This is a genomic window from Aureliella helgolandensis, assembly GCF_007752135.1.
GTDB classification, from domain to species: domain Bacteria; phylum Planctomycetota; class Planctomycetia; order Pirellulales; family Pirellulaceae; genus Aureliella; species Aureliella helgolandensis.
This window is the reverse complement of record NZ_CP036298.1, coordinates 4,668,173-4,693,442: the sequence shown is the minus strand read 5'-3', so window position 1 is coordinate 4,693,442 and position 25,270 is coordinate 4,668,173. Positions and strand designations below refer to the sequence as shown.

Annotated in this window: 12 protein-coding genes and 3 pseudogenes; 10 read left to right on the top strand and 5 right to left on the bottom strand. The window is 52.9% G+C overall.

What is annotated here, in order from left to right:
- Nucleotides 1-893: 893 nt before the first annotated feature.
- The 3 genes from Q31a_RS16495 (at nucleotide 894) to Q31a_RS16485 (ending at nucleotide 2,912) form a co-directional block, all read left to right on the top strand.
- Nucleotides 894-1,178, top strand: coding sequence for a hypothetical protein (locus Q31a_RS16495; protein WP_145080123.1), 285 nt, complete (start codon nucleotides 894-896; stop codon nucleotides 1,176-1,178).
- 1,057 nt (nucleotides 1,179-2,235) lie between these two features.
- Nucleotides 2,236-2,547, top strand: coding sequence for a hypothetical protein (locus Q31a_RS16490; RefSeq protein WP_145080120.1), 312 nt, complete (start codon nucleotides 2,236-2,238; stop codon nucleotides 2,545-2,547).
- Nucleotides 2,544-2,912: a hypothetical protein gene (locus Q31a_RS16485; protein ID WP_145080117.1), complete on the top strand. Its 369-nt coding sequence runs from the start codon at nucleotides 2,544-2,546 to the stop codon at nucleotides 2,910-2,912. The genes Q31a_RS16490 and Q31a_RS16485 overlap by 4 nt, the downstream gene beginning before the upstream one ends.
- Here the strand turns inward: Q31a_RS16485 and Q31a_RS16480 are convergent.
- Nucleotides 2,904-4,184: pseudogene (locus Q31a_RS16480) on the bottom strand (IS256 family transposase); the annotation flags it as partial. The gene Q31a_RS16485 and the pseudogene Q31a_RS16480 sit on opposite strands and share 9 nt — an antisense overlap.
- A gap of 368 nt (nucleotides 4,185-4,552) precedes the next feature.
- Here Q31a_RS16480 and Q31a_RS16475 point away from each other — a divergent pair.
- Complete coding sequence (locus Q31a_RS16475; protein WP_145080114.1) at nucleotides 4,553-10,678, top strand: FG-GAP-like repeat-containing protein; 6,126 nt, start codon at nucleotides 4,553-4,555, stop codon at nucleotides 10,676-10,678.
- A gap of 618 nt (nucleotides 10,679-11,296) precedes the next feature.
- Here Q31a_RS16475 and Q31a_RS16470 read toward each other — a convergent pair.
- A pseudogene (locus Q31a_RS16470) lies at nucleotides 11,297-12,407 on the bottom strand (IS3 family transposase); the annotation flags it as partial.
- Nucleotides 12,408-13,218: 811 nt separating this feature from the next.
- On the opposite strand from Q31a_RS16470, the gene Q31a_RS16465 reads away from it, so the two are divergent.
- The 4 genes and pseudogenes from Q31a_RS16465 (at nucleotide 13,219) to Q31a_RS16455 (ending at nucleotide 17,779) form a co-directional block, all read left to right on the top strand.
- On the top strand, nucleotides 13,219-14,961 hold the full coding sequence (locus Q31a_RS16465) for a purine-cytosine permease family protein (RefSeq protein WP_145080111.1): 1,743 nt from the start codon (nucleotides 13,219-13,221) through the stop codon (nucleotides 14,959-14,961).
- A gap of 17 nt (nucleotides 14,962-14,978) precedes the next feature.
- On the top strand, nucleotides 14,979-16,493 hold the full coding sequence (locus Q31a_RS16460) for a mannitol dehydrogenase family protein (protein WP_145080105.1): 1,515 nt from the start codon (nucleotides 14,979-14,981) through the stop codon (nucleotides 16,491-16,493).
- A gap of 293 nt (nucleotides 16,494-16,786) precedes the next feature.
- Nucleotides 16,787-16,951: pseudogene (locus tag Q31a_RS31440) on the top strand (3-oxoacyl-ACP reductase); the annotation flags it as partial.
- Between the two features lie 105 nt (nucleotides 16,952-17,056).
- Nucleotides 17,057-17,779, top strand: coding sequence for a peroxiredoxin-like family protein (locus Q31a_RS16455; RefSeq protein WP_231690797.1), 723 nt, complete (start codon nucleotides 17,057-17,059; stop codon nucleotides 17,777-17,779).
- 404 nt (nucleotides 17,780-18,183) lie between these two features.
- Here the strand turns inward: Q31a_RS16455 and Q31a_RS16450 are convergent, their stop codons facing one another.
- Both Q31a_RS16450 and Q31a_RS16445 read right to left on the bottom strand, forming a co-directional pair.
- Nucleotides 18,184-18,999: an alpha-glutamyl/putrescinyl thymine pyrophosphorylase clade 3 protein gene (locus Q31a_RS16450; RefSeq protein ID WP_145080102.1), complete on the bottom strand. Its 816-nt coding sequence runs from the start codon at nucleotides 18,997-18,999 to the stop codon at nucleotides 18,184-18,186.
- Between the two features lie 986 nt (nucleotides 19,000-19,985).
- Nucleotides 19,986-20,942 carry a DUF1559 family PulG-like putative transporter gene (locus Q31a_RS16445; RefSeq protein WP_145080099.1) on the bottom strand — a complete coding sequence of 319 codons (957 nt, stop codon included), beginning with the start codon at nucleotides 20,940-20,942 and terminating at the stop codon, nucleotides 19,986-19,988.
- A 2,067-nt stretch (nucleotides 20,943-23,009) separates the two neighbouring features.
- Between Q31a_RS16445 and Q31a_RS16440 the strand changes: the two genes are divergently transcribed.
- Both Q31a_RS16440 and Q31a_RS16435 read left to right on the top strand, forming a co-directional pair.
- Entirely contained in the window at nucleotides 23,010-23,729 is a 720-nt protein-coding gene (locus Q31a_RS16440; protein ID WP_145080097.1) for a carbonic anhydrase family protein, read from the top strand.
- Between the two features lie 129 nt (nucleotides 23,730-23,858).
- Complete coding sequence (locus Q31a_RS16435) at nucleotides 23,859-24,224, top strand: hypothetical protein (protein ID WP_145080095.1); 366 nt, start codon at nucleotides 23,859-23,861, stop codon at nucleotides 24,222-24,224.
- 423 nt (nucleotides 24,225-24,647) lie between these two features.
- Here Q31a_RS16435 and Q31a_RS16430 read toward each other — a convergent pair whose 3' ends face one another.
- The gene (locus Q31a_RS16430; RefSeq protein WP_145080093.1) at nucleotides 24,648-25,244 is read right to left on the bottom strand and encodes a sigma-70 family RNA polymerase sigma factor; all 597 of its coding nucleotides are present in this window, start codon (nucleotides 25,242-25,244) and stop codon (nucleotides 24,648-24,650) included.
- Nucleotides 25,245-25,270 lie beyond the last annotated feature (26 nt).

The following is a 25,270-nucleotide window of genomic DNA, read 5'->3' as shown; positions in this document are numbered from 1 at the left end:
CCTACTCGGAATAATAGGACAGTGGTTCGAGTCTGGTTGCTGAGCGGGCGCTTGGCAGCCATTTTACTCAATGTGACCGACTACTTTTCTCAGATAGTTGATCAACCCTTTCAAAGTTCGGGATGAAGGTGCGAAGCGGTGGAGCGAATCCGGCGATTCAGGCTCAATCAATAGTAGACTGTCGCATTTTTAGCCCACGGCCAAGACGATGCTCCTGTTTCTTGCCTCAAGCGGCTTAGTTTTGCCATCTCGTCGTCGGCTTGGAAACTGATTGTCGGCATCGCAATATTCGTGTTGTTCGCTTACACGCCAATGCGTTACCTTGGGTAGCTTAGGAGGCGAGCCGGCGACATTGCCGGCTTAACTGTAGAATGGCACCTCGCGGCGTCTACGCCTCATTCTGGCGTGTTTCCGTTGAGTTTCGAGATATGGTCGCCTATCGCTGGTAGCGAAGTTATTAGCTCCGCCTTTGAGTCGGTGGTGAGTCTGCTTGGGAAGAAGGGGAACTGCGTGAGAGTGGCTCACGCGTGAGCATCAAGCGAGTGATTGGAAAGATGGACCGATCCACGATCGGTCACCTGATCAAGGCCAGCCGACGGCATTGCCCGTAGCTTGCATCTGACTAAGTCAAATTGCCGAATTTGGCTAAGTATTTAGGTCCAACTCGACGCCTAAAACCTTGCCGGCCGACCGTCAGCTGTCGCAGATTCCTGCGCTATGTCAAAACTGAGTTTGTGAATCGCTGTTCGTTTGTCGTTTCGGAGGGCTGATCGATTCAATACCCTGCGTCCAAGGCTCTTCCAACGCTCCAAGCGGCTGCTGGGGCACCTCGGACGCACGGTTTGACGCGCGCGAGCGACAATTTTCGCCCGCAGTAACACAAACGATGAAAATTGCGTTTTGCAGGTTTTGATGAGCCGCAAGCTGCTAGTTTGATGGCCGACGCACTTGCCTGGGAAAGCTCAATAGCACTGTATTTCCACGGAAAACGACGCGTAGAGCCATGGTCGATCCTTCGGCTTGCGGACATTGCTAAGCCTAAGCAGCTGCGGGCTGGAAACTTTACGACGTGCCAGAAGTCGCTGCGGTGCCAAGATTTTGCTTTTTCCGATCGATTGGGAGCGATTAACGTCGCGCGTCCCCTTCAGCAGTTACTTAGCCCGCAGTTTGCCTTGTAGATCCATCCGAAACACGGGCAATATACGGATAGAAGTTGCTTCTCGAGTTCAAACACTCAAGTAGGCTTCACTAGTTCTGATTGTGTTGGAGGCGAAACGGCCCACATGTGAACCAAAATGAGGTTTGAAGGGGATTGGTCGTGGAATTAGACGCCATCTAGACGACTGTTTGGGAGTGTTTGAGGGGCACTCATCGGGTTGCCAAGAGCAAGGGGGGACGACAGCACTCAGTTGATCCGGCCAGGCTGCTAGCACAACCCACTAATGCTAGAGCCAGAGTCGCGGTGAGGAGACTCAGCGATTGAGCACTCATCGCCCAGGCTTACCAATCCAGGGGACTGCACAGACTGCGCAGACTGTGCAGTCTTGACCTCGCTCAGGCAATTGCGAACCGCAGCGTTGCTTACCCCGGTCTACGGCCAGCGAGCAGTCTCCAGCCGCATTACCAATCCTCTTTTTTGTCTCCTTACCGTCTACCAGTTCTTCTTCAGATGATCCGTAAACGCTTTTGCGCTTAGGTGCGCAGCTGCGCACCTCTAAAAGGTGCGGCCAAGTTCTTCTGCTGACTGTCTGTGAACGCTTTAGCGCCGTAGACTGCCGCTCCAGCAGAGGTTCTATCGGGTTCAAAGGACATGACTCACGTAAGTTCCCGCGGATGGAGTGCTCTTTGCTGCAGTCGTCCTCTACGACATGCCTGAAGAATTGCGTTGACTCAGCTCTTTCGCTATCTGCGCAACAAGCCGAACAGAGGCACTTTCCCCCAAAGCCTCGACTATCAGCACGGCTACGCCGGATTCGCTGGCTTGGAACATCTGGTGCAACATTTGGTGCAACGGTTCACGCACTAGAGCGTTTGCCCTGGTTTTTGCTAGTGAAGAAACGGGGGGCTGCAACCTTGGGGTGGTAGAGGTCGTGGGTTCAAATCCCGCCAGCCCGACTTCTCTTAAATCGTTGCCGAATAAGGACTTAGGTTGCCTTCTGGTGTTCGGAAGTGCGGCGTTTTCCAAACAGCACAAAACGGTACATACCGTTTTGAGCCCAAAGGAGGCGTTCGCACATGCCCAAACTGATTACAGCGGTCCCCAAATATCGCAAGCATCGCCGCAGTGGCCAAGCCGTCGTTTCAATCAACGGTAGGGACCACTATCTAGGCCCACATGGGACCAAAGCCAGCAAGCTGGAATACGCCGGCTTATCAACCAATGGCTGGTCACCGGTCGTGATACGACCTTTGGACTCCCCGAGCATGAGGCCGGGGGAATCACCGTTGCCGACCTTATCAACCGATTCCGCAAGCATTGCGAGAAGCGGTATCGTCGTGATGATGGCAGCCAGACCGGTTCCATTGAGACAATCAAGGCGATTATGAAGCGACTGCGCGCCCGCTATGGTGATTACGACGTTGCCGACTTCCGACCCTTGGCGCTCAAAGAGCTGATTAAGTCGATGATTGACGCCGATTGCAGTCGTACCTACATCAATATGGGGGTCGGCAAAATCAAGCAAATGGTAAAGTGGGGTGTTTCAGAGGATTTGGTTGACGAGTCCGTACTTCGCCGACTCCAATCGGTTGGCGGCGAGATGGTAGGCAGTAGCGGTGCCCGGGAGACGGATCCAGTTGAGCCGGTTGCCGATTCAGAGGTGGAAGCCGTCCTGCCCCACATGCCGGGGATGGTTCAAGCGATGGTCAAACTGCAGCGGCTTTGTTGGTGTAGCCTCGTGTTCTCTCGCTAGGGCGGCAATCAGCTTAGGTAGTTCCTGGTGGCCGCTGATTCGATGGAACCCCTTTTCGGCCTCAAGCAGTGCGTACGACAGCCAGCGACTCGCCTGATCCGTGTCGGCTCGGAAGCGAGTTACACGCCCCAAGCGGCGACGCGTGTTCAGGAAGGAGTTCTCAATCGCGTTGGTACTTAGCAGTGAACGATGGAGCGTGTTTGGCACTTCGAGTCGGTGTAGGGCTAGCAGGTCCTCACCGGCCTCATGAAGGCTCTTAAACGCTTCGGCATTGAGAGGCTCAAGGAATGCCTCTAGCTCGCCGACGACCTCTTGTGCGGCGGTATAGCCCTGCACGCTACGGAGTCGTCTAAACAGTCGAGCGAGTTCGCCCGTATGACGCTTCGATAGCTTGCCACGGATGTTGCGTTCCTTGTGAACTAAGCAGCGTTGGATGACCGAGTCGGGGAAGTGCTCCTTGACCGCTCTGCGAAGCACATCGCTGCCATCCAGGACTGCCAGTAAACGCTGCGAGCAAGTAAAGCCGCGACGAGCCAAGCGAGCAAGCAATTCATTGGATACAACGGCATTTTTACTACTGCCCAGAGCAAAGTCGAGCACATGCTTGCAGCCTTCAGAATCAATACCGAGAGCAACCACTGCCGTCTGGTCTGAGCTTAGCCGGATACCATCGAGCATCAGAATGCACCACGTATGCCCCGACAGATCACGGCTGCGTAGCTCGTCGATCAATCGTGTTCCCGCCTCTTGCCATAGACGCGAGACGCTCGAGCGGCTTACGCCTGGCGACTTCGGCTTCACCACAGACATCTGACGAGTGCTGCCCCCAGACTTCAACGCTTGAATTACAGCCTTCTCAAGCTGCTCAGGATTGTTGGCGGCGGCGTAGCTGAGCAGCTCCACTTCGCGGCTTCCACCCGCCTCCTGACGCTCGCGAACTCGCGGACGCGTCACCGACTCTCGTTCACCTTCGACCAAGATGCGTCCCGCGGCGCTACCAGCTCGATAGGTCCGACAATCGCTCGGGGAGTGCTTAGGGCCGCACAGTTCAGCCACTTTGGCAGCCATTACCTCACAGGCCATCTTCACGATCGAGCCCCGTAAGAATTCGCGAAACACTTCGCCAACTTCAGCGTTCGAAACTTGCCCAAGCTCGCGCAACAAACTAGATTCAGTCATGGTGGTCTCCCCGTCGGCGGTAACCGACGTAAATTGGAAAATGCAGAAGGCAATATATTGCCTTCTGGGAGACCACCTTTCAACTTTTAACAACGATTCGGACGCTTCCGAAATTCCGCGATACCCTTAATGGAACCGCTATACTCTACCACGCGCTTCATGACACACTTGCAAAATGAGCAATGCTGTTTGAGAGACGGACTGGAAATCTTCTTATTAAATCATCCTACGCGAGTTGCAACAGTTCCATCGCTGCAATTGGATCACTCTTGTCTATGATAGCTAGGTTGTTGTTGCGTCGGAAATGGTTAGTAGAAGTAAAACTCGGATAAGCACTAGCCCGAAAGGGATGTTGAATCTTCGGGTATACTCTGCAGCTTAAAAATCTGGTCGGCATAGGGACACGGGCTTTATTCGTTTCTCCGGAACTAGCGGCAATTTGAACTAGGCAGAATAGCATCATGAAGGACAGGTCTAGAGCATCGGCGATGGTCTGGCGAATCGGGCAATTGGTAACGGGCGATAGGCGAACTCGAGGCACAGCCATTGGTCCAAGCAACCGACGTGTTTTGCGACATCATCTGGAGCTGGAGTTACTCGAGAGTCGCGAATGCCTAAGTTCCTTCTACAAGTTTGACATCATGGCTCAAACCGGAGCCAATGGAATTGTCACGCTACAAAACATAGAGCCAGCTGTCTCCATCAATGACTCGGGAGGCGTTGCCCTGGTAGGAGCCACTTCTGCGGGGCAAAGCATCTGGCATACTGAAGAGCCTCTGTTTATTCAACGCATGAGTTTTGAGAGTCCCAGCCCATCTCGCACATACGGACGAGAGCTGCAACTCAACAACATTGGTCAGGTTGCAGCCGTGGATCGAGCCTCCCTGCCGGATGGAATCAGTTGGGATGCGAGAATCTGGAACGTTTACAATCCCGGCGCGAGCGAGAATATCGTCGCTCATGCCTTCAGTCCTGAAATGGACGGAGAATACTTCGACACGTTGGCAACTTCTGTCAGCATTGCGAACGATGGCAAACTCGCTTTTGCGGGTTACGAATACTGGGATGAACGGAGTGGGGAGCATGCAGGCGACACCGATTGGGAGATTCATCTCAGTGAAAACTTCGTCGATGCCCGAGACACGGCCAGCAATCCAACTTGGGGGAGCGGGAGCGAGGTTTCTACGCTTCCAGCGGCTCCCGCATTCTTCCGATTCAAAGCCGCGGATGGTAACAAAGTGGTAGTCGCCCTACGCAAGGGATCCGAAGGCCCCAAGGAGATCGTGCTACATAACAGCACTGGCAAGGGAGGTACCACAGCGATTGCATCCACAGCGCAAGGTAAATGGAAGAATCTCGGAATGCGTCCAGGCATCAGCGATGATGGATCAATCGTCACTTTCTATGGTGAAGAGTATGAAAATAAGGACGTGGATGGCGATGGAATTACTGGCCCAGGATTGTTCGCAAGTGTCGCCAATTCCAATGAGCCACGGGAACTGGTGCGCATTGCTAGTCTTAAAGACGGGTTTAGCGAGTTTGCAATCGATCAATATGTAAGTGCTACCAATATCAATACAGACACGATCTCTTCGTCGTTCTTGTTTCAGGCAATCGACAACCAAGGCAAAGTGGGCGTATTTCGCTCTCAAGTGAAATTCGAAGTCGATCGGGACACTGGGACGTTTATTGAGGATTTTGTAGTCAGTACTCCTACGAGTGTGATCCTCCAAGGAGAAGAGATCCCCGGAGTAGGCACCATCAAAGATGTCGCTGTTCATGATTCATTGAATAATCTCGGAACCGCCGCGTTTTGGGTGAGCACCGCTGGCGGTCAGGCCATCGTTCGCACAGAACTGCCGATGCACCGTGTCGTACTCTACTGGGGACAAGTGGCCCCGGTCAAGGTAGAACTAGTCGTTACCGACAGTGGCCATCCGGAGTACGTGGTTAAGCCTGGAGGTACTCCTGCCTACATGTCACAACCTGACTATCGCAGGGCTTTACGGAACCATATCGAACAACAATTCGTGCAATCCGGGATATCTCGCGTTGAAATCGTCGATGAACCGGCCAATGCGCCTAATTTTGAACGCGGAGCTACTACGGTCTATTTCACACTTGCGAATTCAGACTTGCTTGGCTATGCAGTTGGCGACAGCATCGACAGATTCAATCGGCGCCCAGAAGACATTGTGCTCGTTTATGCAGCTGGTAATGTTGAATTGGATGCGGAAACTGCAACACACGAAATCGGACATGCACTGGGGCTCAGGCACATCAATCCGGATGCTAGCGCCATCGACGTCATGGACTACGATTCCGCGAAAAACGACGTTGAGTTGTTCAGCTCAGTTCCAGTCTTCATTGTGGAACCACCAGAGACGGGTAACCCTAAAGCCGTGATCGCCGCAGATCGCCACAACAATGTCTATCATTTGCGACGATTCTTGGAAGGCGATTCACATGATCTCCTCGTTGCAGAAGGGCTTGAGCCTGGCGAATGGGATCTTCCAAGTTGGACGTATAGCTACCTGCCTGTCGAATTCGCTTTCAAGCTCAAGGACGGCACCAGTCCTAGCAATATACAACTCTACGATGTCTACATCAAAGCTGGGTACGGGATTGATGACTTGCAAACCTTGGCACACTACGATGCGATCAGCTTAGAGGAACTTGCCAAACTTCCCGTGCACTTGCAGGAAGGACAGAGTCTCAGGCTGTTCGCAGCGTCCAAGCCCCATGGCACTTTCGATGTCGACTTAGCGAGCGGTGATCCTTTTGTCGAAGAAGGTGTAGTGCTCTACCCCGAATTTGGAACCAAAACTTGGTTCTTGCAGATGAGTGATGCGTCGACGGGCAACTATTCGACTCTTGCTGACGTTACTGTCGTGGTTTCGGCGAATCAACTGCCTGTGGCAAACAACGATGAAGGTTTGGCGTACAGTGGCTTGGCAGCGAGCTTCAACGTGCTGGTCAACGATAGCGATCCAGATGGGGATGCTCTCCAAGTCACCGAACTGGAGAGCACGCGCACACAAGGAACCGTGAGCATCACGCCAACAGGGCAGATCGCATACACGCCGCCCAAGAACTTTGTCGGAATCGATTCAGTACAGTATTCGATCCGCGATTCCCGTGGCGCGAAGGCAACTGCCGAGCTAAGAATCACGGTTCAGGACCGTCCGCGAATTATCGGGATCTCTCCCGATGGTAACTCCGCCGTTACAAGTCTACAGTCGATCGACGTCGATTTCTCGCGAGCAATGGATGAGGACTCCGTGACCGACGTCAGCCACTACTTGGTACAGCATGAGAGTCTAGGAGTCCTTCCGCTTACCTCAGCCAACTATACCCAACAAGGTGGAGTGTATCGTGTGCATCTTACCTTGGACAATTCGATTACCATGCGCCCCGGAGGGGTTACCCTGCGGGCCAATGGATTGTTAATTCGCGATACGCATGGCCAGTCCCTCGACGGTGACAATAAGAATTTGTTTGTCATCAATCCCAACAGCAACGAAGTTGTGAAACTTGGGCAAACGCCAGGTGGTGTGCCCATCATCGAATCGTCGCAACAAATCCCAGGTTTCGATCTGCCAGCAGACATGGTGACGCTTGACCTGAACTCCGATGGCCTACCGGATATCGTGACAGTCAATTCTTCTGGTGGCGAAATAGTGATTTACGAAGCCCAGTCGGGCGGTGGGTATAGAGATCCAGTCAGCAAGAGAGTCGCGAACAACGGCGTGGACCAAGAGTCGTTGCTTGAACAGTTGTTTGTAGCAGATTGGAATGTCGATGGTCTGCTAGATTTGTTAGTTCATGAACGCGTCATGGGGTTGGGGAGCACGGTGGAGGTCAAGGTGCACATCCTGCTTAACGATGGAAAATTCGGGCTAACCGATGCAGTCGAGACACCGATTTTGTTGGAGGCGGGAGAGGGCACCATCTTGGCTGTAGCGGATTTCACGGGCGATGAACAACCGGACTTGGCAGTAGTGGGCCCTCCCGTAGACGGTTCTATATTCAACTACAGCGCTAAAGGCTCGGTGTCGATCTATGCCAAGGATCGGTATTTGGGCTATTCGCAAACAAAGGTCCTGTCTACTTTAAAAGCAGAATGGTATCCCTACACTGCGATTACTGGCGATTTCAATGGCGACGGACGGCCGGACTTGGTGGTCTCCAATACAGGTTACTACGTATTCGACCAAGGAATTGTGGCTTACATGAGTACACCCACGGGCTTGGGTGCTGCCATGACTATTGAATACGAGCGCACCGGCAGTGGAAGTATTACCGCAGGAGATTTCACCGGAGATGGCAAGCTGGATGTGGCGATCTTGCACGACTACTATCGCAATAGCTATGGTATCAATGATGGAAACGTAGTCACCGTGCTTGCAGGTGATGGAAAGGGAGGTTTCACTGAACAACCTCAGCAACTGCTGAACCGACGTGCTCTCTCTCTGGCTGGGATGGCAGATTTCAACGGTGATGGAAAGCAAGATCTCTTACTGACCGCCTCGCCGTGGCCCTTTGATTATGTAGGCGGTTTTCCGGGACTCGAACAGACTTCTACCTGGGTATTGAATGGCGATGGGCAGGGGCAGTTTCACCCGGCAACCGCGGAACCGATTTCGGCGGGCGCCGGAGAATTGGGTTCTTTGTCAACGATAGTGATCGATGATTTGAACGCGGATGGTTGGGCAGACGTCGTGTTGGGAAGCCGCGATTCCTTTCAAGTTCGCCCCCTCTTAAATGATCAATCTGGAAAACTGGGGGCAGTCGGGAAAGATATCTTGATTTCGCCACGGTTGGCGGATCATCCGGAAAATGAATTTCGGTCTGTCGTGGACATCAATCACGATGGCTTGGACGACCTGTTGGCTTTAGTCGGAAGTCCAGCGCAATTGGCAGTGTTCTTGGCAACCTCGGAGGGGGCCTTAAAGGTCGAGGCCTTCTATCCGTTGCCAAGCGGTACTGTTTATGGTTGGTTGACAACGGGTGATCTCAATAACGATGGTAATGTGGATGTGGTGGTTGCTACCAACGACGGGCCCGCAGTATGGCTCGGTACAAGTTCGGGGGAATTGAATCCCGTCAACGGGTCCCCCTTTGCGTTTGGAGATTTTGCGTTTTTCAATACGAAGGAACCAGGCGCACTTGCTGACTTGAACGGAGATGGCAATCTGGACCTGTTGGCGACTGTGTCAGAGCTGCAAGGATACTATGAGACGCCAATAGGCTGGGTAACGTTCTTTGGTGACGGTTCCGGAAATTTATTCTTCAATCGCAATACTTTCTTGGAGTTTCCAGAGGGGTACGATTTCCCAATTCCGGCTAGCACGCCTTCCCATCCCAACTATGCACCGTTGCTGTTGGACTATGACCACGACGGCCAACTAGATTACTTGGTGGCAACCACCCAAGACGAGCTTACGACGTTGACGGTATACAGCGGCAAAGGGAATGGAACCTTCAAACCAACCGTATCGACGGTTCAACCCGGCTATACTCACGTCTATGGTTACCAGGCGGCGGATTTTGATGGTGACGGCAATCTAGATGTGCTTGGCTACAGTGATTTGGTAGTCGAACTGTTCTTAGGAAATGGAATGGGCAATTTCACGCTTGCCGAGGGTTACACTAATGCTTTGTATGGCTCTTTGACTGAGCCCGCCGGCTCCAGTTATCGTTTTGCTGCGATCTCCACTGCGGATTTCAACGGAGATGGCATCGCGGATGTCGCGGCTTCCAAATCGAGTCACTGGATCTCCGATATTAATGAGAATATGAATAACGTTACATTTTTTGCGAACGATGGCACCGGGCGCTTCGCTCAGGGGCAGCAATTGACTCTTGGCGCAGCACCCGGAACACTGAACAGCTATCCCAAGTACGAATGGCCCAGTACAGCAAATGTGGATCTCGTAGCTTCATTAGGAGCTGTGAAACTTACCAGTCCTCTCACGTTTCCTGAGGGTGTGCAAGTGCTCGCAGGTACCGGCCCTGTAGGCGCAGTCATCGTATGTTGGGAAAGAGACGCCGAAATCGCCCAAGCCACCGTGAATTCCAATGGTACGTGGACGATGTTGCTGCAGCGGAGATTGTCCGCAGGTTATCATCCGTTGCAATGGATGGCGACCAACAGCGAAGGCCTGATGAGCGATGTGCTATCCGCCAGCGTGTTGGTTCAACGCAGCAATCTCAACTGGCATAATTTCGATTGGCCGCTGGATGTAACAGATGACGGAATCGTTGCGCCCCTCGACGCATTGATAATAATCAATAACTTGAATCAAAATGGCAGTCGAGCTCTAGTGGGCCAGCGACCTCAGTCCTTAGGTTACATCGACACTAACAATGATGGTTTCGTTTCGCCAGTTGATGTCCTGTTAGTAGTCAACTTCCTTAATTCGAACGAGTCTGAAGGCGAAGTCTCCGCAGTCCATTCTATTGAAGCAGGTTCAGCCACCCCCGTTCCTTCAATATTCAGCCGCTCTGAATGGGAAGAGGAGGACAAGGACAGGTTGCGATACCGTTGGTTCACCCGATTCTCTAAATGGACATCGAGAACGTGAGGTCAGTTTGATCACTAAAGGGAAGTGCTTGGTGTCGAATTTGCTGGATGGGGAAACTGCTCTTCAAGCAGACGCCACAAGTCGGAGGCTGGTGAATTGCGAAGGCGAGATATACGCAGACACGCGCCAGAGATCTTTCGGTCGTGCAAGCCTAACTTAGCCTACCTCACTCCTTTGCGAGTTGGCGGAATCGACCGACAGCAGCGTTGTGTCACTGGATCATAGCGTGTGCACAGACTGGGCAATCCCTGCTGGCGAACAACCCTACCAATTCTCGCAATTGTTGCAGCTGGGATTGCCCTGTGGTTATGTAGCGTCTGCTTACTGCACGCTTGCCTAGCGTTCATTGGGCGGCGAATTCAGGTGAATATTTACGCCAGCACGGTCGCTAATTGGGCGTCCGCGTATGAAAGGAACTGGCCAGGACTCTACCGCAGGCTTAGCGGTAGGCTCGACCATGCTTCTCCTGATGCACAGATGGTCGATTCTCGGTTTACTGGTCGAGGAATTGCTTCCCTCGGTCAGGCAGAGTAGACCGCGAGTTCGCAACGCGTCACTGAGGGTGGAATGCCCCCATTTGCTGTACCAGGGGGGTATGAAAGGGTCGTTTAGGAAACAAGTAACGGCACAGCGAAGTGCGAATTCCGTGGGAGTCAGGTAACCAAGCGAACTGTGCGGCCAGTGGCCGTTGTAGTCTTCGCGCCAGGCTCGTGCCTGGACCCTTGCATCCGCTACGCTGAGGAGCTCCGCCTGGTGCAAGTACTCGTCCCGTAGCTTTCCATTAAAACTCTCGCACAGGCCGTTCTGCCAGGGTGACCCAGGCTCGATATAAAGGACGTCTACGCCCAATGCCTCCAGCCACGACTTGATGGCCGTCGAGATAAACTCAGGGCCATTGTCGCAACGGACTCGTTTGGGGACGCCATGCATCGTAAATAACGCCGCCAGTGTGTCGATGGCATCTTCACTTGGGATACTGCGACAAACCTTGATACTCAAGCAGAGCCGAGTGTACTCGTCGACGATATTCAGAAATCTAATCGAATGTCCATCGGTCGTCGAAGAATGCACGAAATCCCATGCCCAAACATCGTGTTTAAAACCAGCAGGCGCGAGGTGCAGGCGTTAGCTTTTTCTCCGAAAGATCGTCGTTTACGCTGTTTTCTTACCACTTTTGGCCCCGCAGCTTTCCATAGTCGATACACACGTTTACTGTTGATAACTTCGCCAGTTCGGCGTAGTAACACTCCAATTGGGCGGTATCCGAATCGTGGCCGCTGTCGAACAAATTCAAGGATCTTCCTGGTTAGCCGAGCATCTTCGTCCTTCGGTTGCCCTACATATCGCTGGCTCGATCGCGGCTGATCGAGTACGTCGCATGCGCGACGCTCCGAAACGGAAAACTTCCGCTGAAGCGTCTGCACTGCATCACGACGCGACTGAGGGCTAGTCAGTTTCCTTTTGTGATTTCCTTCAGCATCTGAATGTCCAGAGCTTGATCGCCAATGATCCTATTCAAGCCACTATTTTCCTCCTCAAGCAGCTTCAAACGCTTGGCCTCCTCGCTCTTCATTCCACCATATTGACTTCGCCAGCGGCTCAGAGTCGCTTCGCTCACTTCGAGTGATTGCAACACTTCGCCGACGCTCATGTCTGCTGCGAGCGTCGCATCGGCGTCTCGCAACTTCATAACGATCTGCTCTGGGGAGTGTCGTTTGCGGTTCTTCATAAAAAAGTCCTTGCGCCATTTGGACTAATAGACTTTCATAACTCATGGATCAGGTTTGGGGGAGCACGCCTGGCACCCAACGCAATTGCGGCTAAAATTCCGATCAATCTGGTGATGGCAACAAATGCAAGCCCTACCAAACGCTTCGACCGATTGGTATCCATGAATGTTCAGCGATTCGAAAGATTGCGTCACCAAGCATGTCAATCCGCGCACTGCTACGGTCGGAACGATCAAGTCGTGAGATGGCACCGCATGGAGGGTGCCTGCCAAGACGGCCTTCCAAGCCGCACATCAAGCGGCGGATCTGTACAATGAAGCCAATGGAGTCGGACCTGATGGATTACCGACGTTGATCTGGAAGCGATTCCGGTGATAGAGGCCGGTGGAGACGAGCTATTTACAGCATAGGTGTTCGGAGATAACCATTTCGAGTTCTAGGTGAACGGAAAATTGTTGGCAGTTGCTCCGGTTCCGATGATGCCGCTGAACAGCAATGTAATTCGAGTTCGAAACGCAGCGCCCGTTCATCGTTGGAATGATGGGAGTCGATTGGGAAGAACGACTGGGATTGGCTTTTGAACCGTCCCGTAGTACAGCGTTTCATCAAGGAGATGCAGGATTGGTCGCGGTTACCAAAGATGTAGCTGGCGAAACGGTTGCGTTAACCGATCGGAGTTGGAAGGCCCCAACGTTCTACACGGCCCCCTTGAATACGAAATATAGTCTGGTGCTGATGCGAAGCATCATTGGCAACTAGTAGCATCTGGTTTTAGCTCAAATTTACAGTCGAGGCGGACGTTCGGACGAAATGAATACTGAAAAAACCGAAGCGATCATCGCCGGAATGAAGCCGGAGCAGTTGCCGATTGCTGAGCACAAGCTACACGGCTGGACTCACTTTGCTGGGTTGTATGCTGGCGAGCATGTTGCGGCAACGGAGTTTGTGATCGGTGCGACGTTCGTTGCTCTGGGAGCCACGACGACTGACATTCTGATCGGGCTATTGATTGGGAATATTCTGGCCGTCTTGAGTTGGACGTTCATCACCGCGCCGATCGCGGTTCAGACGCGGTTAAGTCTGTATACATATCTTGAAAAGATCGCAGGCGACTCGATGACCAGACTTTACAACTGGGCCAACGTGTTGATCTTCACTGTCATCTCTGCGGCAATGATTACAGTTTCCAGCACGGCGGTGCGGTTGCTTTTCAATATCCCTGCCCAACTGGAATGGTATCCTACGAATAGCTTGTTCGTCGCAGTGGTCTTGGCCGTGGGGGCGATTGTGGTGGTTGTCGCGATCTACGGTTTCGATGCTGTCGCTGAGTTCTCCGGATTGTGTGGTCCCTGGTTGGTCGTCATGTTTGTCAGCGGTGCGTTGGTGCTGTTCCCCGCGCTGGCTGAATCGGTTCTCGGTCGAACGCGATTGGAGAGCCTGGCTGAGTTCATTACCATCGGTGACCGGTCGATCTGGACGGGGGTGAACAACCAAGGTGAGCCGGGCATCGGGCTTTGGGAGGTCATCGGTTTTGCTTGGGCCGCCAATACGCTAACTCACTTCGGGCTGATCGATATGGCACTACTTCGGTACGCCAAGCGATCCGTTTACGGGCTGTGTACCAGTGCGGGTATGTTGTTGGGGCACTACATCGCCTGGATCGCTGCCGGCATTATGGGGGCAGGAACCGCAGTGTTGCTAAAGTCAACGATCGCCGATCTCGATCCCGGCGATGTTGCATTTCGAGCCCTCGGGTACTCGGGCTATGTCATTGTGATCGTGGCCGGTTGGACGACCGCCAATGCGAATCTGTATCGCGCTGGCTTGGCGGCACAAGCAATCTTTCACAACCATTCACGAATGAAAGTGACGGCTACCGTGGGCGTGATCACAGTGCTGGTTGCCTGTTTCCCATTCGTGTTCAGCCAGATGTTGCCGTTGCTGACGTATGCGGGACTGTTGGTGGTGCCCGTGGGAGCGATCGTGTTTGCGGAGCATTTTATCTTCCCACGCATTGGTTTGACGCGTTACTGGGCGCACTACCGCAGCTTGACCCACAGCACGCCAGCGGTGGCTTCATGGGCTGCGGGGCTGGTGTTTGGGTTTGGTTTGCAGGCGATGAACGTAATGTCGTTTTTCTATTTATTCTTGCCGACCTGGGCCTTCACGATTGTGTTGTATACGGTGCTGGCTCGCTTGTATGGTGCTGCCGAAACCTACCCAGTTGAAGAAGCCGCCGATCGAGAGCTAGCCGAGGCGGTTAAGAACATGCAGAGGCGACAAGCGATTTCCGATGGACAGCCAGTCATGGACACGACCATGCTCTCTAAGGGGCTCGGTGGTCTGGCATGGACCAGTTTAGGTCTAACCCTCATCCTGGCAATGATTGTGATGTTTGGAAGCCCGGACATGACGACCTATGACAAGAACGTTGCCTGGTTTCACACCTGGGGATTCGTCTTCACGATTATTTACTTCACCTCTTCCTACTGGGCACTTCGCCGAGGCAAATCCGCCCGAAACGTTACTCTCAGTCCGGACGCCGCAGCGTGAACCCTAGGAGCACTCCCATGCAATTGAATCAATCAAATCTCTCGCGGCTCCCTGAAGAGCTGAATCCCCCCAGCTACGACCGTTCTCGTATCAAGGCCGGCATCGTTCACGTTGGCGTTGGCGGCTTCCATCGTTCGCACGAAGCGTACTACACCGACGAACTAATGCGGTCAAGCGATACGAGCGATGCGTCGGCCTGGGGCATTTGCGGGGTTGGGCTGCGAGAGGCCGATCGAAAGATTGCGAAGGTGTTGCGAAACCAGGATTGTCTTTACACGCTGATCGTGAAAGATCCCGGTGGCGATGTCCGGACGCGCGTGATCGGATCGCTGGTAGATGTCTTGCTCGGCTGCGACGATCCGATGGCGGTAATTGAGCAGATGGCAAGCTCCGACACCAAGATCGTTTCATTGACGATCACAGAGGGAGGCTACAACGTCGACCCGGCAAGTGGCGATTTTGATACCGCGAACGCCGACGCCATTCACGATGTCCAAAATCCGCAGCAACCCCGGTTGGTGTTCGGCTATCTGACCGCAGCGCTTCGCTTGCGGCGCGAACGCGGGCTGCCAGCGATCACCGTGCAATCGTGCGACAACATCCAACACAACGGTGACCTCACTCGAAAAATGCTGCTCGGTTTTGCTCGGATGCAAGATGCGGATCTTGTTAAGTGGATCGAAGATGAAGTCTGCTTCCCCAATGCGATGGTGGATCGGATCACGCCGGTGACTTCTTCTGCAGACATCGACTATTTGCACAGACAACTCGACCTTGACGATGCCTGGCCAGTCACTTGCGAACCGTTCTGCCAGTGGATCATCGAAGACAACTTCTCAAACGGACGACCCGAGTGGGAAAAAGTTGGTGCTCAATTTGTCACCGACGTCACACCGTTTGAAACGATGAAACTGCGGCTACTCAACGCTGGCCATTCTGTCCTTGGTCTGCTTGGTTCCCTATTCGGCTATCAAACCATTGACCAAACCCTGGGCGACGAACTCTTCGTAACGTTCTTGCGAGGCTTCTTTGATGACGAGGCCACGCCGATGCTTGACGCGGTCGAAGGCATCGACTTGGGACAATACAAAAGCACGCTGATCGAGCGTTTCGGAAACCCCAACATCAAAGACAGCTTGGCACGCATCTGCCTCGAGAGCTCAAGCAAGTTACCGGTCTTTTTGTTGCCCACGATTCGCAGAAACCTTGAACAAGGCGGCCCCATCGCCCATGCAACGCTCGTGATCGCAGCTTGGTGCTACTACAGCGAGCATCACACTGATCGACACGGAAACCCGCTCGATGTGGTTGACGAACAGGAAGCCGCATTGCAACAAGCGGCCAGAAAGACGATCCGAGACCCACTTGCCTTCATCAAGCTCGAGTCGGTGTTCGGAAATCTTGCCGAGGACGGTCGCTTTGCTGAGACTTACGAACACTTCGTACAAGACCTTTACCGCAACCCCGACGTTTCGATCTTGATGCGGCAAGCAACGGTCAACGACGAGGCGAAGGACAAGCCGCAGATCTGAGATTGAATTTACTGGCGGTTCCTGGCATCGATGCACGCGTTGGCCGATCAGGCGGCATTGGAAGTGAGATTTGCCGCAAACTTGCCAGCGAGGGATGGAGCGTTATTATTTGCTATTATTCCAGCTAAGAAGCGGCGGAAGAGATCGTTTGCAACATCGAACCGGCGAGAGGCAGGGCTACCCTAGCGAAATACAAGCTTACCGATCAATCGGAAGTCGCAGGGCTGCTTGATAGCGCGCAAACAGGGTTTGGCGAACAACACGGACTCATACCTTGAGCAGGGAACGGCAGGTGCGGTCCGAGCGTGGACACTATATTGGAGCCGTTTCCTAAGATGGTCAGCGTCAATGTCGTGGGGATGTACCTAGCGAGTTGCGCGGCGTTGCGCCGGATGAGCGACCGCGGTCGAATTGTGTTCATTTCCTCACAGTTCACGGAACGTCCGCGAGCCGGATAACCGGTCAACATGTTCGGGACGATGGCGGCGCGGCCAACTAGCCTTGCGAAGCAGGCGAGTCGGAAGAGAACTAGCCACAGCACTTTAACCCAAGAGAACCAGATAATGTTTCAAGCACTCACAAGATCCTTCTTCCTGACATCTCTATTGGCGATCCCCACGATGGCACAAGAAACATCGACCACTCCAACACTCTCGGAACAGTTGGCTGAAAAAGCCGCCGGCTTCGCTAAGCAAGCCCCGGCGGATCGACTGGCGACCTTCGCCAAGGGAATTTCACGTGTTCGCGATAGTGGCATCGAGAAGTCCGCCAAGCAAGTCGGTGATGACGCCGTTGACGGAACCCTGCAGGGGTGGACGGGGAATTCGGTCACGCTCAGCAAGTTGTGGAGTGAAGGCCCGGTCGTTTTGATGTGGTATCGCGGTGGCTGGTGCCCATACTGCAACCTCCAATTGCGAGCCATGCAACAATCACTGGACAAGATCGAAGACGCGGGTGCGAAGCTGATTGTCTTGACCCCCGAGTTGCCCGAGAGAGCCAAGGAGACCGCTGAAGCAAGCGGTATTTCAATCGTTGCCCTCCACGACAAAGACTTGGCACTCGCCAAGCTGTATGGAATCGTCTTCGAGCTGCCCGATGTGATCGCACCGATGTATCAGTCGCGATTGCCTAAGTACAACGGCAACGACGCAATGGAACTGCCATTATCGGCAACGTACGTCATCAATTCTTCCGGTAAGATCACCTACGCATTCCTCGACGCTGACTACAAGAAGCGAGCAGAACCGAGCGACGTCATTGCTGCTGTTAAGGCTGCGGTGAAGTAGTCGACAAGGGAAATAGTTGGCAAGCAGGTGGCAAGACCCAGCCCTACTGCGATACGGAAAGCGAGGACTGTCGACGAATGATCGTCACATCTGGGCCAACGCGGGATCGACGGTTTTGTCGGCAATAAGCTAGGCTGCTCCCGTGGCAGATTAGGGGGAAACTATGGGGGGCCTACATTTGTTGGAACTGTTCCAAGGAGCCTGGCGCAGAATCGTGGAGTCCGAGGCAAGCACCCGTTCAACAGGCAACCTACTTTCCGGTTTAGTCATAAGGTATTCTCTGCCGCCGAGAAGTCTTTGCGTGCAGCGCAGGGTGTTGTGCGAACGGTGCTACAGCCGAAATGCTCGCTTGCCAGGCCTGGTCGACTGCTCAATACATTATATTGGGGGCTGACTCTTGGTGCTTATTTCTGCCAATTGCAAAGTGCATCCTCCACCACGATTGAAGATACACTTAGTTGCTGCGCAAGTTCAGCAGCTCTTGCGTCTTGCTTGGTGGGGAGTCCGTTGCCCCATAGAAGCCTTGCGCCCTTCAACGGTCCTGTAGCGCCTTTAAGATAACTTGATGTCGGTTGATAGGAGATCAATCCAGCATCCATTAGCAAGACGAGAAAGTCAAACCTCCCTGTCCTACCGAATCGCCAAACTGGTCTCAGCCGACGGTAGACTTCGTCAAATGGATCGTCGAACTCACCGTCGCGGCATTCAACCAGATTAGCGGGGCCGCCGTGCGCGGTTGCCAGCAGTACGAACGATTCCACAACCTGCCAAATTTTTTCGGGCTTCCGCGATTCATATTTTCGATGGTTGCCGAATGCAAGTCGGGCAAGTTCACTTGAGCAGGATTGGAGCCAGTCCCTGAACGCCATTGGGGATTTCGAAACACGTTCCCACGTCCAAACCGGTGAGCGTTGAAATGCGCAAAGTAGCCGTGCTGGACTGCTGATCTGCATCTCATTTCGCGCGGAAGTGCGCCCCCAATGGGCAGCCAAGAAACATCTCCAAAGCGCTTCGTTCGTTTCGCCCGCCAACACCGAGTTGCGCATAAGAAACAGAATATCGCTTTCTTCTTTGGCAGTTAGAAACTGATTTCGGGCTAGCGATCGCTGACGAATTGATCGCTCAAGTGCGTATGCAAATCGCTCCATTTCGGAGAGCGTGGCGATCGACTTTTGTTTCATCAACAATGCGATGACAGCAGCTAGAAAGTTCGCATTCAATTCGACAGAACTATTCTGAATTAGGGAGCGTGTTCAAGGATGACGCGCCCGCAAAATAGGGAGCGGCTTACGGGCGTTAGCGTGGCTTGGAGTTGACTCTAACTCGTGCTTTGGCAATTACGATGTCGTCGTAACTCAATTGTGCGGTGTACTCACCCGGTTCTTTGGGTGCGCTGAACCCTATCTCATATTTAAACGATGTTCGAGTTTCATTCGGCTCTAGTAGTGCTGATGAACCGGTAGCATGAATTACGTCTTGAGACCGAAACTTTCTAGTAACACGCATTTGGAGAAGGCCAGCTTGGCCAAGTGACGTTTCGAATCGAAGGTCGCCAGTGAACACAGCTCTCTCAGCGCAAAAAACCTCTATCTTCGGAAACTGTAGCGGCATCGCGTCTGAATCAAAATCCACAGTTGGAGCTGTTGGAAGGAGGCGGCCTACGTGTGGCATTTGCTTCGGCTGCTTACCACTACATCCAATGCAACAAACAGCGAGCAAGGTCAAAACTACGTACTGCATTTGTAACCATTTCCCGAGCAAGAATTTAGACTGTAGCCTATGCCGCATTAACTACAACCGCTACGAGCTATGTGCAGTTGGATTTCGAATGACCAAGCCGTCCCACCATGGACCTTCGACTCGGAAAAAGGCAGTAACACAAAACATTCGACCCTGCTTAGTTACATCCTGTGGTCATTTCCTATTGCCAAATCCCTTTGCTCCGAATTGCGAGGCGTGCCAGCAAGTGAAACTCCAGAACTAGAGCCTTCGTTGCTCCTGTGGCTTTTCGGTAAGTCTCAACTGCGAGGTCTCTGCATCGTCCTTCGAAGCGTTCCCGTATGCTCCAATTGAAGTTGAGGTCCTCAACCTATCTTTGTCGATGGGTGCTTTGGTTTGCAAAACTACCCTCTGTTGGTAAAGTCACCATCAGCAATCGCCGCTAATCTCGACCAAGCGTCGTCATCGTAGATTGCCTTAGAGCAACCTAAAACGAATCAGAAACTAACTCATCAGCTCCGTTGCGTGATCCCATTTCTCGCCAAACCTTTAGATCGACTGCAGAATGGATTGGAGTAACATGGCCGTCCGCAAAAGCGCAATTTATTAAACCACTGTGTGCGCTAGACGCTGCGATCGAAGCTGACATCACGTCAGTGCAGTTGTAGCAACTCGGGCTATTGGGAACAGACAGATGATTATACAAAGTTGCGCCCATGTCACCTGAAGTCCACGGTGTTCCGCGGCTACTCATATCGCCAACGTACCCACTAGATTTAGGTGCATGGGGCAGTGATTCACACTTAGCCCGAAGTCCCTCCCCTTCGGCTACTCCAAATTGCTCCTGCAGATTCCAATTGACTCTCAATCGCTCTTGGGTGTAGTTCGCATGTAAAATCTCTGAAATTGCGATAGTTGCAGAGAGACCATCCGATACGTCAACAATTGCAACTTCCCCCGCTCCGCTATATCCCATTCGGGCAAACGCCTCTCCGATCGGTGAAAACATACCGCTAAATCCTGTGGCCACAGGCCAAACCCCTGTGTTGCCTGCCATGCTTGTACTTGCACCGAGTCTGGAATGCTGCGGATCTTCTGGGCAAATATAGACTGCAACAGGCGTTCTAAAGGGCATACCATCGGAAGCCTCCAGGTGGTTTCGAACCTCCTCAAGCAGAGCTGTTTGTTCAATATGCGGGAGGATTTTCACAAGCCACCCCTCTCCGCGCATCATGCCAGCCGGAAATCGCTTCGAGGCACTTTCGTAATTCTGAAGCGCCAACGCCACCTGCTTGAAATTGAAAAGGCATGCAGAACGCCTAGCCATGGAACGCGCGGCCTGTACTCCTGTTAGGAGTAGCGTCAGGAGGATGCCAATGACGACGCAAACCACCAAGGTTTCGACGAGCGTTAAGCCAGTTCGTAGTCTACGATCACGAGGCATGAGAAACTCCCCATCCCTAAGATACTTGCTCAGCTGATTGCTGTGCTTGGACGAAATCTAATACTCGCGTTGGCGGGAGTCAATACACCAAATTCGGGAGTTTCTCAATTTGTCCAGATTGGCAACTGGTCAAAATGCAACCGCTAAGTCGTCAAACAATCCAGCTTACACTAGTAAGCACAAGTGCGTACAGCTGAATTCCTCCTTCGAGGAATTGCCGCTTAGACACCCGTGCCCGCAACTCCGTCATGAGCTGTATCGTGTCTATATGCCGCCATGTCCGTTCAGGAACGAGCAAGCAGCCTCGCAAGCCGGACGAGTTAGCCTGCCCCTACGTGAGAAATCTGAATCGCAATCTGCTTGCAAGCAAATCCAAGTCCACGTCTTCCGCCCGCCATGAATCATCAAGGCCCAATCATGCGATATGGTGATTCGTTGAGATCTTTCATCCCAGAAGAATAACTAAAAGCTATCAATTTTCGACCTACCACTAAAAGTCCCGAAGAACGGATTTCTTAGACTGTAAGAAACTTTGCGTCTTTGCGGCTTGGCGTGAGCTCGTTTGACGTTTTGGTGTGTGTCTCACGCAGAGAGGCTAAGACGCAAAGGAAGGAGCGGTAGCCTTAACCGGTCGCTGCAAGCCGGTGCTGATTGATTCGTAACTCGGCTAGCGGAGACAATGTGAGGATGCGCGCGATTCAGGGAGCGGGGAGTGCATGGGGTGTCGCCTGTTGGCCGCTAATCACATTGTTGCATAAGTCGGTTGCCATTCAGGATTTCTTAGACTGTGAAAAGCTTTGCGTCTTTGCGGCTTGGCGTGAGCTCCTTTGGCGATTAGCTGTGTGTCTCACGCAAAGAGGCTAAGACGCAAAGGAAGGAGCGGTAGCCTTAACCGGTCGCTGCAAGCCGGTGCTGATTGATTCGCAACTCGGCCAGCGGAGACAATGTGAGGATGCGCGCGATTCAGGGAGCGGGGAGTGCATGGGGTGTCGCCTGTTGGCCGCTAATCACATTGTTGCATAAGTCGGTTGCCGTTCAGGATTTCTTAGACTGTAAGAAGCTTTGCGTCGTTGCGGCTTGGCGTGAGCTCGTTTGACGTTTTGGTGTGTGTGTCTCACGCAGAGACGCTAAGACGCAAAGGAAGGAGCGGTAGCCTTAACCGGTCGCTGCAAGCCGGTGCTGATTGATTCGTAACTCGGCTAGCGGAGACAATGTGAGGATGCGCGCGATTCAGGGAGCGGGGAGTGCATGGGGTGTCGCCTGTTGGCCGCTAATCACATTGTTGCATAAGTCGGTTGCCATTCAGGATTTCTTAGACTGTGAAAAGCTTTGCGTCTTTGCGGCTTGGCGTGAGCTCGTTCGACGTTTTGGTGTGTGTCTCACGCAGAGACGCTAAGACGCAAAGGAAGGAGCGGTAGCCTTAACCGGTCGCTGCAAGCCGGTGCTGATTGATTCGCAACTCGGCCAGCGGAGACAATGTGAGGATGCGCGCGATTCAGGGAGCGGGGAACGCTTGGGGTGTCGCCGGTTGGCCGCAAATCACATTGTTGCATAAGTCGGTTGCCTCTTAGGAATTCTTAGACTGTAAGAAACTTTGCGTCGTTGCGGCTTGCGTGAAATCTTTTGAAAATTTTGGTGCGGGGCTCACGCTGAGACGCAAGGAAGAGTTTGAGGAGATTGAGACGGAAGCTCTATTCAGGATAGGAAGCTTGACCAGCGAGCGATTTTGCGGAAGCATCCGGATAGGCAGGGAAAAGCGAAAAGGTCGTGTCTTAGAGGGCAACTTTTGCAGTCTGGAATTATCAACTGCCGCAGGTTGTTGCCTCCTACGGCTCTGGCGACGCTGCGGTAGCGTCGCTGGATCCCACCATCGCTTCGATCTTTAAGGCCTGTTCAGTGCGCTTTCTCCAGTGAGATCCTCAGCTGTTCTAGCAGCTCGGGATTCATCCCTTGTAAAAGTATGAGGTAGCTGTTTGCTAAGATGCCGGAGGCTATGGAATGACGCGGAGCGATCGGAGATAATGAAAGCACGCGTGTTGAGTGCCCCTTCTATTCAAGGAAGCCCATATGTCATCGCCAACTAATCACGTTCCAACGCACTTCTGGGAACAGCAGTCACCGATCAATTTGGAGAAGAAGAATTCAATCCACTTGAAGTTCCCGCAGAAGTTCTTGAAGTTTGATTACAAGGACGCCCCTTTCGCGGGTGAATTTAGGGGCGAAAAAGGCCACGGCAACTTCGTTTTGGATAAGCCTCATGCTGGCGATCATCGTCCGAAGCTGGTGATGGGCGATATGACGGCAGAACTCATCAAAATTCATTTACACACGCCGTCAGAACATGATCTTCAAGGGGCAGACCTTGATGGTGAAATCCACTTGATTCATCGACTCGCCAGTCCCGTGAATGGTTCGGAATTGGTGGTGGTCGGCGTGTTCTTCAATAAGGCTAGATCGGAAGGTAATCGAGAGGATTCGGCTGACAAACTGAAATTCTTTTCCAAGTGGGCAGAACAAGTCGTTCCAAAACTGAAGGGGACCACCGCTTCAAAGAGAGTATCAATCGATCCTCGTCGTTTGGTTCCGAAGAACCCGAACAAGAAACCATGGTATCGGTATGAGGGCTCGTTGACCTCGGAGCCGTATAGCGAGATTGTGAGTTGGCTTGTACTCGCCGAACCCGTTGGCATTGGTAGCAGTGACTTCAAAAAATTGAAGAACTATGCTCATCAGCCCGAACGTGCGGTCCAGCCAATCAACCGACGGTTTGTGCTTCGCAATTTCTAGTAGGGTCGCTTCAGTCGACATCTCAAAGTCTGAAGCGGCACACAAGCCCCGTGGAGCAAATGTCCAGTGGATGACGTAGGCCCTGAACCTCGAAGGCGAATCATCACTCGTGTTTTTGCGATTTGGCTCGTGCTAATTGTAGCCGAAATCGTTCATGGCATTCTACGAGTGATTGTTCTCGTGCCGGTCGTTGGCGAATTCCGCTCCAATCAAATTGGCGTATTCACGGGATCGGCGATTATCTTGCTAATCGCCTACTTCACCATCCGCTGGATCGGGGCACGGCGGCCCAATGAACTTCTGCTGGTCGGATTGCTTTGGCTGGTTTTGACAGTGGTGTTCGAGGTCTTGTTTGGGCGGTTCGTGGTGGGATTGCCTTGGCAGCGTATTTGGGCCGATTACAACCTCACCCAAGGGGGATTGATGCCGTTGGGCTTACTTGTGTTGCTGTTCAGTCCAATGCTCGTCTCGAAATTACAAAAACTCAGTCAGTGAATATCCATCGGTGGATTTGTAAATTTGCTGCGAGATCATCGATGATCACTCCAATGGTACGTCCATCATATGTCTTTTGAAGGAGATGCGGAGGTTGGCCGCAGAACGGGCAGCTAGGCTGGCGGTCGCTGCTTGCAAGCTCTCCACGCAGCAATCGCTGGTACCGAAAGAAGTGCTGAGTGTCGCCGCCATATATGCTGCTGATCAATCTGTGCGGTTCATCTTTTTCTGGCTCCCTCAGCGCCAGCAATTGAGTATTCGAGTCCATGCCGCAGGAGATCCCAAATGGGCGGCGAGATCGCGTCGGGCGCACCAAGGAAGCATTAACGAAATCAGAGTTTTTCGACCGATTCCTAGGGTGAAGCAAGTGTCTTTTGATGATGAGCCAGCGCTTCGAATTGGGGATGAGCTCTGAACATGGTATCAGAGAGGATCGCCAGAAATCATGACACCACGGAGCGCAGCGAGCGCTCGCATCCAAAGCATGCGGACCGCACCACTATTGCGATTCATTCGCACCGCGACCTCTTCATGGGAGAGATTTTCGATGTGTCGCAGTCTGATAACATCGCGATAGTCCGCAGGCAGCATCTCCAATGCGGCAGCCAGTCGGATGCTTCGTTCGTTTGCCATAGCCTGCTGACTTGGCGAAAGTTCTTGAGCCACTAAAAGGCAATCTAATCGATTGGACGACTCCCCCAGCGACTGCTCGAGGGTCGTCTCGCGAGTGACATCTCGCATCTGCGTACCCGCATACTGCCGCGCCAGGTGCGCTAATTGATAAGCTAGTATTTGACGCAGCCATGCCAGTCGTTGTGGTTCTTCACTTCCTCGGAATTGGTCCCAGCCTTTCCAGGCTTCGATTAGAGTATTCTGTACCGCATCTGACGCGTCAAACTTGCCAGCAAATCGACTGTCAATCTCACAACGCGCAAGAATTCGCAACCAGGCCTCATAGCGCATCAGCCATTGCGTACGTTCCTGCAATGGTCCATCCTCGGTTGAATTGATTGTCGGCATGGTTATTCTCAGGAGCAACGAAGCTC